The organism is Oceanisphaera sediminis (assembly GCF_039539745.1).
GTDB classification, from domain to species: domain Bacteria; phylum Pseudomonadota; class Gammaproteobacteria; order Enterobacterales; family Aeromonadaceae; genus Oceanimonas; species Oceanimonas sediminis.
The window spans coordinates 20,280-32,435 of record NZ_BAABDS010000043.1; the positions used below are offsets into that span (position 1 = coordinate 20,280).

At 58.6% G+C, this 12,156-nt stretch carries 10 protein-coding genes and 5 tRNA genes; 1 reads left to right on the forward strand and 14 read right to left on the reverse strand.

Going from position 1 to position 12,156, the window contains the following annotated elements:
* From hflK to ABD827_RS15575, 8 genes are all read right to left on the reverse strand, one after another.
* Entirely contained in the window at positions 1-1,173 is a 1,173-nt protein-coding gene (gene hflK / locus ABD827_RS15540; RefSeq protein ID WP_344965588.1) for an FtsH protease activity modulator HflK, read from the reverse strand.
* 46 nt (positions 1,174-1,219) lie between these two features.
* Positions 1,220-2,506, reverse strand: a complete 1,287-nt coding sequence (gene hflX, locus ABD827_RS15545; protein WP_344965589.1) for a ribosome rescue GTPase HflX — start codon at positions 2,504-2,506, stop codon at positions 1,220-1,222.
* A 75-nt stretch (positions 2,507-2,581) separates the two neighbouring features.
* Positions 2,582-2,848, reverse strand: coding sequence for an RNA chaperone Hfq (hfq, locus tag ABD827_RS15550; protein ID WP_298723311.1), 267 nt, complete (start codon positions 2,846-2,848; stop codon positions 2,582-2,584).
* Positions 2,849-2,883: 35 nt separating this feature from the next.
* Positions 2,884-3,828, reverse strand: a complete 945-nt coding sequence (gene miaA / locus ABD827_RS15555; RefSeq protein ID WP_344965591.1) for a tRNA (adenosine(37)-N6)-dimethylallyltransferase MiaA — start codon at positions 3,826-3,828, stop codon at positions 2,884-2,886.
* Entirely contained in the window at positions 3,818-5,686 is a 1,869-nt protein-coding gene (mutL, locus tag ABD827_RS15560; protein ID WP_344965592.1) for a DNA mismatch repair endonuclease MutL, read from the reverse strand. The genes miaA and mutL overlap by 11 nt, the downstream gene beginning before the upstream one ends.
* A 1-nt stretch (position 5,687) precedes the next feature.
* Positions 5,688-6,998 (reverse strand): N-acetylmuramoyl-L-alanine amidase, encoded by a 1,311-nt coding sequence (locus ABD827_RS15565; RefSeq protein WP_298723320.1) that lies wholly within the window; start codon positions 6,996-6,998, stop codon positions 5,688-5,690.
* Positions 6,995-7,462 carry a tRNA (adenosine(37)-N6)-threonylcarbamoyltransferase complex ATPase subunit type 1 TsaE gene (gene tsaE, locus ABD827_RS15570; RefSeq protein ID WP_344965593.1) on the reverse strand — a complete coding sequence of 156 codons (468 nt, stop codon included), beginning with the start codon at positions 7,460-7,462 and terminating at the stop codon, positions 6,995-6,997. The genes ABD827_RS15565 and tsaE overlap by 4 nt, the downstream gene beginning before the upstream one ends.
* Positions 7,452-8,972, reverse strand: coding sequence for an NAD(P)H-hydrate dehydratase (locus ABD827_RS15575; RefSeq protein WP_344965594.1), 1,521 nt, complete (start codon positions 8,970-8,972; stop codon positions 7,452-7,454). The genes tsaE and ABD827_RS15575 overlap by 11 nt, the downstream gene beginning before the upstream one ends.
* Between ABD827_RS15575 and queG the strand changes: the two genes are divergently transcribed.
* Positions 8,971-10,098: a tRNA epoxyqueuosine(34) reductase QueG gene (gene queG / locus ABD827_RS15580; RefSeq protein WP_344965595.1), complete on the forward strand. Its 1,128-nt coding sequence runs from the start codon at positions 8,971-8,973 to the stop codon at positions 10,096-10,098. The two genes, ABD827_RS15575 and queG, sit on opposite strands and share 2 nt — an antisense overlap.
* Before the next feature lie 543 nt (positions 10,099-10,641).
* On the opposite strand, the gene ABD827_RS15585 is transcribed toward queG, so the two are convergent.
* The 6 genes from ABD827_RS15585 to orn all read right to left on the reverse strand — a co-directional run bounded on the left by ABD827_RS15585 (position 10,642) and on the right by orn (position 12,106).
* A tRNA-Gly gene (locus ABD827_RS15585) sits at positions 10,642-10,717 on the reverse strand.
* Positions 10,718-10,855: 138 nt separating this feature from the next.
* Positions 10,856-10,931, reverse strand: a tRNA-Gly gene (locus tag ABD827_RS15590).
* Between the two features lie 51 nt (positions 10,932-10,982).
* Positions 10,983-11,058: transfer RNA gene (locus ABD827_RS15595), tRNA-Gly, on the reverse strand.
* 62 nt (positions 11,059-11,120) lie between these two features.
* Positions 11,121-11,196, reverse strand: a tRNA-Gly gene (locus tag ABD827_RS15600).
* 51 nt (positions 11,197-11,247) lie between these two features.
* Positions 11,248-11,323 (reverse strand) — tRNA-Gly (locus tag ABD827_RS15605).
* A 237-nt stretch (positions 11,324-11,560) separates the two neighbouring features.
* Positions 11,561-12,106 carry an oligoribonuclease gene (gene orn / locus ABD827_RS15610; protein WP_344965596.1) on the reverse strand — a complete coding sequence of 182 codons (546 nt, stop codon included), beginning with the start codon at positions 12,104-12,106 and terminating at the stop codon, positions 11,561-11,563.
* Positions 12,107-12,156 lie beyond the last annotated feature (50 nt).

Sequence of the window (12,156 nt, forward strand, 5' to 3'; positions counted from 1 at the left end):
TTAGTTTCTCCCTGTTGGACGAATGGAACCGCTATCGGAGCCGGATCTGAGCTGTCCGCTGTCCGAACCGGCTTGCTTTTGTAAGCCGTTAATATAATCCGACGTGATGACATTGGGATCAACCCGGGCAGGACGGTTGGCATTCTGCTCGGCCAGTTTGTCCAGCGGCAGATAAAGCAGGCTGTTATTGCCTTCCGGCGTATCCACGATCACCTTGTTGACCTTGCTGTAGATCTCTTCCATGGTTTCCAGATAGATACGGTCACGGGTCAACTCGGGCTGCTGCCGATACTGAGGCAGCAGTTCACGGAAACGAGCCACTTCACCTTCTGCACGCAGTGAAACCTGTTCTTTGTAAGCTTCGGCTTCCTGCAGCAGGCGCTGTACCTGACCCCGGGCCTTGGGCTCGATTTCTCGGGCATAGGCTTCGGCTTCACGAATAAAGCGCTGTTCGTCTTCCTGCGCCGCAATGGCATCATCGAAGGCATCTTTCACTTCTTCCGGCGGACGCGCCGGCAGGAAGTTGAGATCCAGCACCGCCAGACCCAGCTGGTAAGGTTCGATGATCTGCTCAAGCAACTCACGCGTTTCCTGACGCACTCGCTCACGACCCACCGTCAGTACATCGTCCATGGTGCTATGACCCACCACATAGCGCAGCGCACTGTCGAGTGCCTGTCGCAGGCTGTCGTCGGCATTGGTTACGTTAAACAGGTAGTCACGAGGCTCAAGCACACGATACTGAACATCCATTTCGACGCGGACCAGGTTTTCATCCTTGGTCAGCATAAAACCGGATGCCGGTAGCGAGCGTACGGTTTCCACATCAACCGGAAACACTCGATCGATAAAGGTCGCCTTCCAGCTCAGGCCCGGCTCCACGCTTTGGTAGTAGTTACCAAATCGCAGCACCACGCCACGCTGGGCTTCGCCGATGGTATAGAAACCACTGACCACCCAGACCACCAGCGCGAGCACCAGCCCCACCACAATGCCGAAGGAGCCAATGCCACCACCACCGCCGCCGGAGCCGCGACGGCCCAGCAAGCCACCTAATTTACTACTCAGGTTACGAATAACCTGATCCAGATCCGGCGGGCCACCTTGTTGCTTGCCGTTATTTCCCCAGGGATCACGGTCTTTGCCACCATTTCCAGGCTCATTCCAAGCCATTTGTCTCTCCGTCTGTCTGGTTTATAAAAGTAACTTTACCAAGCAATCAATCGCTTATAAAGCGTGCTAGCTGTTCACCTTCCTGTTTAAGCAGACGATGCCAATCGGCCTGCTGCAACCGGATATCAACCACAAACTCTCCCTGCTCCCCAAACGCTTCATTCACGATTCCGTTCATGGCGTACAGTCGACTGCGCAGCCTGGACGCCGATGGCGGCAGAATCAGCCGATGTTCAACCAGCACCCCCGCCAGCAATTGATTGAGCGCCTCCAGCAGCCCCTCGATGCCCAGATCTTCCTGCGCCGACAGCCAGACGGCACGGGGCTTGCCCTCTTCATTCAGCTCGACCCGGCTACTGGGCTGCTCCAGCTTGTCTATCTTGTTGAATACCATCAACACCGGTACTTCGTCGGCATCAATCTGCTCGAGCACCGAATCGACTTCGTCGATATTTTCTCGCATCTGCTCATCGGCGCAGTCCACCACATGCAGCAAAAGATCCGCATCGCGGGTTTCCTGCAGCGTGGCCTTGAAAGCGGCGATAAGATCGTGGGGCAGATGGCGAATAAAGCCGACGGTATCGGCCAGGATCACCGGCCCGGCATCGGGCAGTTCAACCTTGCGCAGGGTCGGATCCAGGGTGGCGAACAGCTGATCGGCCGCATAGACACCGGCCTGGGTGATGCGATTGAACAGGGTCGACTTGCCGGCGTTGGTATAGCCGACCAGCGACAGGGTCGGAATCTCGTTGCGCTTGCGCGCTCGCCGGCCCTGCTCACGCTGACGCGAGACTTTTTCCAACCGCTTCTGAATATATTTGATGCGATCACGCAGCAAACGACGATCCGTTTCCAGCTGGGTTTCCCCCGGGCCACGCAGACCGATACCGCCTTTTTGGCGTTCAAGGTGAGTCCAGCCCCGAACCAGACGGGTCGACAGATGGCGCAACTGGGCCAGTTCGACCTGCAGTTTGCCTTCATGGGTACGGGCGCGCTGAGCGAAGATATCCAGAATAAGGCCGGTACGATCCAGCACCCGACACTTCACCTCCCGCTCCAGGTTACGCTCCTGGGCCGGGCTCAGGCTGTGGTTGAAGATCACCACATCGGCCTGATGCATCTGCACCAATGCCGCCAGCTCGTCTACCTTGCCGGTGCCGATAAAGAATTTGGGTTGCGGCGAACTCCGGCTCCCCGTCAGCACCGCGCAGATGGTGACGCCGGCAGAGTCGCTCAGTAGCTCCAGCTCTTCGAGATCTTCCCGTTCGCTGTCGTCGGCGAAATTGACGTGAACCAGAATGGCGGACTCACCACCTTGATAACGTTCAAACAAGGCCAGTCCTCCGTCTTTCGGAACCTTCGCACGGCATCAGGCCGCAATAAGGCGGCAAAGAATGGTAAATCAAGCTCAAGAAGGATCCTGTTCCGGTTCTGCGGGTTCTGCTCCACCGGTGGGCGGTGTCACTAAATGCACCGGCCGGGCGGGTACCACGGTGGAAATGGCATGCTTGTACACCATCTGACTGACGGTATTTTTAAGCAGAATAACGAATTGGTCGAATGACTCTACCTGTCCCTGCAACTTGATGCCATTCACCAGATAAATAGAGACCGGGACCCGCTCTCGTCGCAGCGCATTCAGAAACGGGTCCTGCAAAGATTGTCCCTTAGCCATCTTGTTGTCCTTATCTTTTGTCATTATGAAAATTGTTATTGTTGTCTTTCGTGTTGGGCCTGTCTGACCTGTGCAATCACGTCACGACTGACCTCTTTATTATCGGTGCCCAGCCATTGCAGATCCGGCCATCCCCTGAGCCAGGTCAACTGCCGTTTGGCCAGCTGGCGGGTAGCGGCAATACCGCGTTCCACCATTTCATCATAGCCGACAACCCCATTCAGGTAATCCCACATCTGTCGATAGCCGACACAACGAATAGACGGCAGATCGGGATGCAAATCACCTCGCTCATAAAGCGTTCGAACTTCCTGTTCGAAACCCTGAGACAGCATCAGCCGAAAACGCTCGGCAATACGTCGATGCAGCTCGGCCCGCTCGCTGGGTGCAATCGCAAACTGTAACACTTTGTAAGGCAAGGGATCACCCTTGCTCTGCGTTAATTCTGTGAGCGTTTTACCGGAAATACGAAAAACCTCCAGCGCCCGGGACAGCCGCTGCGGATCGTTGGGATGGATTCGCGCCGCCGCCACCGGGTCTATATCGGCCAGCTGTTCGTGCAGCTGGCTCCAGCCATGTTGCCGAGCTTCGGATTCAATTTGAGCTCTTACTGCGGCATCGGCACCGGGCAAGGGCGAGAGCCCTTCCAGTAACGCCTTGAAATAGAGCATGGTGCCGCCCACCAGCAGCGGAATGCGACCGGCCGCCGAAATCTCGGCCATCGCCGCCAGGGCATCACGCCGAAAATCGGCGGCCGAATAGGCCTCTTTGGGATCCAGCAAATCAATCAGCCGATGGGGAGTGACGGCCAGCTCGTCGGCCGTCGGCTTGGCAGTGCCGATATCCATGCCCCGATACACCAGCGCCGAGTCGACGCTGATCAGCTCGCAGGGCAGCTCCCGGCACAGCTCCATCGCCAGGCTGGTCTTGCCCGAGGCCGTGGGCCCCATCAAAAATATTGCAAGGGGTTCAGTCCCCATTTATCCACCTGTCTAGTTGTTGCTCTATCGCCACCGGCTGCAGAAACGGCGGTTCATCCGGCATGTCCGGCTGCAGCTGTTGCCACAAGGCTATCGCCTCGGCCATGGTCCAGCGTTGCCGAGCCGATCTGCCCTGGGCCGCCAGCCACTGACACAGGGCCGCCGGCTCGGCATCCGTCTCCCGCTCCAGCCGCGCCAGCAATTCGGGAAACAAACGGGCCAGATCCGCATGGCGCAGCGGCTGCGGTACCCGGGTCAGAATAATGGTGTCGCCGGCTGCGGTTTTCAACTCCAGCCCCAACTTTTGCAGCTGTGGCTGATGCCGCTCCAGTGCCGCTTGCTGCTTCACATCGAGGGCAAGTCGGATGGGCAGCAACAGCGGCTGCGGGGTCAGCCCCTGCTGCCAGACCTCGAGCAAGGCCAGGCCATCGGCATAGGCCCGGGCCCGGTCGAGATCACAGAGCCAGAGGCCTTGCCGATACAGCACCACCAACCCTCGCTCCTTGATCAGCAACAGGGGTTGACCCGATATGGATTCTGCCGGCGGCACGGCGGTATCGTGCGTGGATGACACTGGATACGGTGTCGGTAACGGTGATGAAGCCGTCTTCTGCCCGGCCGTATTCTGTTCGGCAGCAACGGTGGTCAACAGACCATCGATGCCCTGCCATTCACCGCGGCTGACCGCACTCGGGCGAGACTCGCGTGCAGACAGGCCACCGCCATAGCCATGACGGGGCGCCTGATAGCTGATCGACTCGCGCCGCGTGGCCGAACGGTCAGCTGCCGATGCCGTTGTCTCGAGCGGTTGTTCCAGTTCGCCGGTGTCGGTATTGACCCGTAATGGCGGTTCCGGTTGCGGTTGCTGCTCCAGCACCTGCAGCAGTACCTGACAGATAAAATCGTGCACCAGCCGTGACTGATGAAAACGCACCTCGTGCTTGGCCGGATGCACATTCACGTCCACTTCTCGCGCATCCAGCGCCAGATAAAGCACAAAGGCCGCATGCCCTTCTGCAGGCAGACGATCGCCATAGGCCTGGCGCACCGCATGATTGAGCAGTTTGTCCCGCATCATGCGGCCATTGACATAGGTATATTGCACATCCGGCTGGGCCCGGGCCGCACTCGGCGGTGCCAGCCAGCCCCATAACCGCAGGCCATGATGCTCGCTGTCGAGCTTCAGCGCCGAGTTCATGAAAGCCGGACCACATACCGCCGCCAACCGCTTGTCCTGCTGAGACGGCAGTCGACCGGCCCGGTACTGGCGTACCTGCTTGCCATTGTGACGCAGCACCAGATCGACGTCGAAACGACTCAGGGCGATACGACGGATCACCTCATCGATATGGCCGAACTCGGTTTTTTCGGTCCGCATGAACTTGCGTCGCGCCGGGGTATTGAAAAACAGATCGCTCGCTTCCAGCGTGGTGCCCTGCGGGTGCGACGCCGGCTGCAGTTTAACCGCCATGTCGCGCCCTTCTGCCATGGCCTGCCAGGCTTCGCTTTGCTCGGCCGTTCTGGAGGTCAGTGTCAGCCGCGATACGGAGCTGATGGAGGCCAGGGCCTCGCCGCGAAAGCCCAGACTCAGGATCTGCTCCAGATCCTCCAGGGTACTGACCTTGGAGGTAGCATGGCGCGACAAGGCCAGAGTCAGTTCGTCCTTGCCGATACCGCAGCCGTTGTCGCGAATGCGGATCAGCTTGGCGCCGCCCTTCTCGATATCAATCTCGATACGGGTCGCCCCCGCATCCAGGCTGTTTTCGACCAGCTCTTTTACCACCGAAGCCGGTCGTTCCACCACTTCACCGGCGGCAATCTGGTTGGCCAGCCGGGCCGGCAGTATCTGGATTGGCATATCAGCTCCCGGGAATATCCAGCACCTGGCCGATACGAACCACATCGGACTGCAGGCTGTTGTGTCCTTTCAACCGGCTGACGCTGATGCCGTAACGCTGGGCGATCAGTGACAGGCTTTCACCGGTTTGTACCTTGTGCTGGCGCGCCTTGCCCGCCGGCTCGCTGGCCATCATGGTGCCGCTGGCCGGGTTTTGTCGATAATAGGACTTGACCCCGGCCAGCACCGCCTGGGCCACCTTTTGCTGGTGTGATGCGCTGAGCAGCAAGCGCTCTTCCTGCGGGTTGGAGATAAAGCCGGCTTCAATCAGCAGCGAAGGAATGTCCGGTGATTTCAGCACCGCCAGGCTGGCATGTTCCGGCTTGCGCTTGTGCAGCCGCACCACCTTGCTCATGGCGGACAATATATGCTCGCTGATGGCGTAGCTGTCGGCCCGGGAGCGGTCCATCGACAAGTCGAGAAAGGTGCGGGTCAGATAAGGATTGCCGTCGGTCTGCGAGATCACCTGTCCCACGCCGCCCAACAGTTCCGATTGCCGTTCCTGCTTTTCCAGCCAGCCGGCCATTTCGCGATTGGCACGGTTGGATGACAACACCCAGACCGAGGCGCCGCGTGGGCCACTGTTGGCCACGCTGTCCGCATGGATGGAAAGCAGCAGATCCGCCTTGGCCTTGCGGGCAATCTCGGAACGCCGGTTGAGGTTGACGTAATAGTCACCGGTGCGGGTCAATACCGCCCGCATGCCCGGCTCTTTGTTGATGATGTTGGCCAGCCGGCGGGAAATGGCGAGGGTAATGTGTTTTTCCCGGTTTTTCTTCGGCCCTATGGCCCCGGGATCCTCACCGCCATGGCCCGGATCGATGGCAATGACGATTTCTCTTTTCCCGACCGGCATCATCTTGCGCACCGACTGTGGCGCCCGGCTTTTATCGGTATAAGGCAGGTCAATCACCAGTCGGTGGCCATAGTCGCCGGCCGGCGCCAGCGGAAAGACCACCGGCTTGACCCCGGACTTCAGCTCGAACACCAGGCGGTAACTGCTGGCCAGCGGGGGCTTGCTGTTGCGTATTTTGGTGATCAGCTCGCTGTTGTTGTTGATGGCGGAAAATTTGACCCGGCTCTGGGTCTGACTCAGATCCACCACCAGCCGATGAGGCCCGCTGAGCATAAAATACTCGTAGGCCGGCGCCGTTCCCATGTCGAGCACGATGCGGGTATTGTCCGGCGACGGCCAGATGCGGATGCTTTCCAGCTGGTTTGCCCAGGCCGATACGCTGAACCACAAACAGAAAAATGCCAGTATCGACTTCACCTTGTTATTTTCTCCAGTAACGCCACGCCAGCCGGGGTGCGGGCTTCCATCAATGCCTGGCGTTGTTCACCCTGATAGCGCAGTGTCACTTCCAGATCGGCCGATGGCAGCATACCGGCGCCTCGTTGGGGCCACTCCACCAGACAGAGGCTGTCGGGAGTAAAATAGTCACGAATTCCCATGTATTCCAGCTCTTCCGGATCGGCCAGGCGGTAAAGATCGAAGTGATAGACCTGCCAGCCTCCCACCTGATAGGGCTCGACCAGGGTGTAGGTCGGGCTTTTCACCTTTCCTTCATGCCCCAGGGCCTGAATGATGCCTCGGCTCAGGGTGGTTTTTCCCGCGCCCAGCTCACCGTGCAGAAAAATAATGAGCGCCTCACTGAAGGACTGCGCCAGTTTTTTACCCAACGCCAGGGTTTCTTGCTCATCGGCAAGCGTCAGGGTCAGCGTGTTAGTTGTCATGTTGATCATCTTGATTGATAAGACTTCTGAGTGGAGAGAATAAATCCGATGCCAGCAATCCGAGCATACCGCCATTGGTGGCGGCCTTGTCACCGGCCAGGCCATGAAGACACACCGCCACCGAGGCCGCGTTAAAGGGGGTCAGTCCCTGAGCCATAAAGGCGCCGATTATACCAGATAACACATCGCCCATCCCGCCCGACGCCATGCCGGGGTTGCCATAATGACATAATCTGACATGGTGCTCATCTGCTATCAAAGAGCCGGCGCCTTTCAATACCACCACACCACCATATTGTTGCTGAATGGCCCGCACCGCCGCCAGTCTGTCGGCCTCGATGTCGGCGGTCTTGCAGCCCAGCAGCATCGCCGCCTCACCCGGGTGGGGCGTCAGGACCCGGGGGCCGGCGAGCGGCAAGCGGTTGCGGCGACGAGCCAGCCACCAGAGCCCGTCTGCATCAATGACCATCGGCTGTGCGTCCGCAACCCCGGCCTCGATCGCCGCCTCAAACAGGTGCTGCGCCCAGACGTCTCGTCCCAGCCCCGGGCCCAGCACCAGTGCATCGGCCCATGCCCAGTCATTAACGTCGGAAAAAGCCGCCGTCATTAACTCGGGGCGCGTTAAATTCAGCACATGAACATGCTGCGGATGACTGAGCAGTCGTACCAATCCGGTGGCACAGCGCAAGGCGGCTTCACCGGCCAGCCGAATGGCGCCGTTCATACCAATATTGCCGCCGGCCACCAGCAGCCGGCCGGCCTCGCCCTTGTGGGCACCACGACGACGCCGGGGCAATTGCCGTCGTACCTGCTCCCACTGCATCAGGCCGGCCACCGGTGTCTGTTGCAGCCGGGGCTGAATGCCCAGGCTTGCCAGCAGCAATTGTCCGGTAACATCGGGCCCGCGCCCGGTCAGCAAGCCGGGTTTCAAGCCGATAAAAGACAGCGTCATCTCGGCCTCGACCGCCGCCCCCAGTATGCGGCCGGTATCGGCACAGAGTCCGGAGGGCACATCCACCGCCAACACCGGAGCGGGGGTCTGGTTGATAAGCTGAATATGCCGACGGGCGTCCTCTCTTACCTCACCGCTGAGACCGGTACCGAGCAGCCCATCGATGATCAGATCCGGCGTGTCCTGCAGCGCGTTCAGGCTTTCGATGGCGCCGCCATCGGCCCGGTAATGATCCCGGGCGGTGGCCGCATCGCCGCTCAAACGCTCGGCGTCTCCCATCTGCACCAGCTGCACGCGAATGCCGGCCGCCCGGGCCAGTCGGGCCACCACATAACCGTCACCGCCGTTATTGCCGCCGCCGGTAAACACCCACCAGTGCCGGGCGTGGGGCCAGTGGGAGCGGGCCAGTTCAAATACCGCCAGCCCGGCCCGGGTCATCAGCTCGAACATCGCCATGCCACAGGCGGCGGCTGCCTGCCGCTCTCCGACCCGGATCTGCTCCGATGTCCACAGTGACTGTGTTAAACTGTGAGGCTTTTCCAGACCGATAATGCCCATGACCGCTCCCGACTTTGAGACTTTGGCTCACGATATCAAGCTCTGGGCAGCAGAGCTAGGCTTTGACCAGGTAGGTATTACCGATACCGATCTCACCGAGCATGAGCCGCTGCTGGCCGACTGGCTGGACCAGGGCTATCACGGTGAAATGGACTACATGGCCCGCCACGGCATGATGCGTGCCCGCCCGCACGAGCTGCTGCCCGGCACCCTGAGAGTCATATCGGTGCGCATGAACTACCTGCCGGAGCAGGCGGCCATCGCCCGGGTGCTGAGCAGCCCGGATCTGGGCTACATCAGCCGCTATGCCCTGGGCCGGGATTACCACAAGGTGCTGCGTCAGCGACTGAAGAAACTGGCCGATAAAATCGAACTGCGGGCAAGCGAATTGGTCGCCCGCCCCTTCGTCGACTCGGCGCCGGTGCTGGAGCGGCCACTGGCGGCGAAGGCCGGCCTCGGCTGGACCGGCAAGCACTCTCTGCTGATCAATCGCCAGCAAGGCTCCTTTTTCTTTCTCGGCGAATTACTGGTCAACCTGCCCCTGCCCGTCGACCAGCCGGTGGAAGAAGGCTGCGGCAAATGTGTGGCCTGCATCACCACCTGCCCCACCGGTGCCATCGTCGCCCCTTACGTGGTGGATGCCCGCCGCTGTATCTCCTACCTCACCATCGAGCTGGACGGCCCCATTCCGGAAGAGCTTCGCCCGCTGATGGGCAATCGCATCTACGGTTGTGACGACTGTCAGTTGATCTGTCCCTGGAATCGCTTCGCCGATGCCAGCCGGGAGCCGGACTTTACCGCCCGGGATAACTTGCATACGCCCGAGTTGCTGGCGTTGTTCGACTGGAGCGAAGCCCATTTTCTCAAGCAGACCGAAGGCAGTCCCATTCGACGCATCGGTCACCGACGCTGGCTGCGCAATATCGCAGTGGCGTTGGGCAATGCCCCGGCAAGCCCGACCATCGTCGACGCCCTGGAACAGAAACGGGAAGAAGTAGATGAGGTGGTGCGGGAGCATATCGACTGGGCGCTGGCCCGGCAGCAGGCAAAACTGGCACAGGTGGATCGCAAGACGGAACGGCTGATCCGGGCGGTAGACAAGGGCATGCCCAAACACGCCCGCTGATCTCGCTGATAATGTATAGCGGTAGGTTTGGCCGAACGCTGATACCAAACTGATTAAATAACTGTTCTATTCGGTTGCTTTGCAAAAGTAGGCCAAAGGGCCCGCTCCGCCGACTCGCCGTGAACCCATCCTTGGGGGCTCAGCCGCACCATCCGTGGTGCGGATGGTCGGCTGAGCAGATCCCTTTGTCCTCCTCGATGCTGCAGAGTCATCTGTTGGTACTGTCTGCAGGCAACTCGGGGTTCAGAAAGAGGCAACAGAGACGAGCTCCCACGACCATGAAATGCCAGGGATGGCATTTCCGAGCCCCCATGGGGCAGCCTTCTGCCGTATATCTTTGTTGGGTAATGGACCGAATATCCAGTGAATATTCGCAGCTGTTACCCAGCAAAGATGGCTAGCCCAGTGGCGTGTCGTGAGAGCCGGCTGTGTTGCCTCTGAGTTCGGACTTGAGAAAGATCAGATCTTTATTCAGATTGGCATAAACACCTGATGGAGAGACAAATACAAAAAAACCGACCTGATGGTCGGTTTTTTTGTATTTGGAGCGGGAAACGAGATTCGAACTCGCGACCCCAACCTTGGCAAGGTTGTGCTCTACCAGCTGAGCTATTCCCGCAGTAATCTTTAACTCTGTGCATGGGGCCGCGTCGCGACCCTCATCAACTTCAGCAAGGCTTTGCTCTATCAGCTGAGCTATTCCCGCAAAACACTTTGTAACACTCAATATCGCTATGGTAGCAATACCGTCTTGATTTGGAGCGGGAAACGAGATTCGAACTCGCGACCCCAACCTTGGCAAGGTTGTGCTCTACCAGCTGAGCTATTCCCGCAATAACTTTCTTCGTGCCCAATATCGCTCTGGTAGCAATACCGTCTTGATTTGGAGCGGGAAACGAGATTCGAACTCGCGACCCCAACCTTGGCAAGGTTGTGCTCTACCAGCTGAGCTATTCCCGCATTTTTTTCAACTACAACTTTAACTTCTTAAAACACCGGTCTGGTAACCCATGTCTTCAATTTGGAGCGGGAAACGAGATTCGAACTCGCGACCCCAACCTTGGCAAGGTTGTGCTCTACCAGCTGAGCTATTCCCGCAAAACACTTTTTAATACTCAGTATCGCTCTGGTAGCAATACCGTCTTGATTTGGAGCGGGAAACGAGATTCGAACTCGCGACCCCAACCTTGGCAAGGTTGTGCTCTACCAGCTGAGCTATTCCCGCAAACTTTTTAACTCTGTGCATGGGGCCGCGTCGCGACCCTCATCAACTTCAGCAAGGTTAAGCTCTATCAGCTGAGCTATTCCCGCACTCTGGTTTAACCTGTAGTTATCAGCGGCTTGCTTCACAATTGCGACTGGCTACGGGAGGCGAATTATACGAGCCGATTAATCGAATGCAAGATTTTTTTCTAACTTGCATTCCGTTTGGTGAAAACATCGGCAAAAGAGTAAAGTCCGCTTATATCTTGAACACCGTCTTCCGGTAGAACTGCAGTTCGGCGATGGACTCGCGAATATCATCCAGTGCCTGATGGCTGCCCTTTTTGGTGAACTGCTCCAGCAAGGCCGGCTGCCAGCGACGTACCAGCTCCTTGACGGTGCTGACATCCACATTGCGGTAGTGAAAGAAGGCTTCCAGCACCGGCATGTGCCGCACCAGAAAACGCCTGTCCTGACCGATGGAGTTGCCACACAGCGGCGACGCCTGCTCCGGTACCCATTCACGCAAGAACGCCAGTGTCTGCGCTACCGCCTCTTCTTCGCTGACGGTGCTGGCCTGAACCCGCGCCACCAGCCCTGAGCCGGTATGAGTGCGCACATTCCACTCATCCATCTTGGCCAGTTCGGCCTCGCTTTGATGGATAGCCAGCACCGGCCCTTCGGCCAGTACATTCAGCTCTTTGTCGGTGATGATGCTGGCAATTTCGATGATCTTGTGTTCATCCGGCTCCAGGCCGGTCATCTCCAGATCAATCCAGACCAGGTTTTCTGCGTTTTGGCTCATGTTATCTCTCGAAGCTCGGTGGCAATAGGGACAAGTTCCAGCGGGAAAGT

Excerpts from the sequence above, each read along its gene's own strand:
- hfq (WP_298723311.1), bottom strand. The coding sequence starts at position 2,848 with ATGGCTAAGGGACAATCTTTGCAGGACCCGTTTCTGAATGCGCTGCGA.
- orn (WP_344965596.1), bottom strand. The coding sequence starts at position 12,106 with ATGAGCCAAAACGCAGAAAACCTGGTCTGGATTGATCTGGAGATGACC.
- ABD827_RS15575 (WP_344965594.1), bottom strand. The coding sequence starts at position 8,972 with ATGGGCATTATCGGTCTGGAAAAGCCTCACAGTTTAACACAGTCACTG.
- mutL (WP_344965592.1), bottom strand. The coding sequence starts at position 5,686 with ATGCCAATCCAGATACTGCCGGCCCGGCTGGCCAACCAGATTGCCGCC.
- tsaE (WP_344965593.1), bottom strand. The coding sequence starts at position 7,462 with ATGACAACTAACACGCTGACCCTGACGCTTGCCGATGAGCAAGAAACC.
- hflK (WP_344965588.1), bottom strand. The coding sequence starts at position 1,173 with ATGGCTTGGAATGAGCCTGGAAATGGTGGCAAAGACCGTGATCCCTGG.
- miaA (WP_344965591.1), bottom strand. The coding sequence starts at position 3,828 with ATGGGGACTGAACCCCTTGCAATATTTTTGATGGGGCCCACGGCCTCG.
- queG (WP_344965595.1), top strand. The coding sequence starts at position 8,971 with ATGACCGCTCCCGACTTTGAGACTTTGGCTCACGATATCAAGCTCTGG.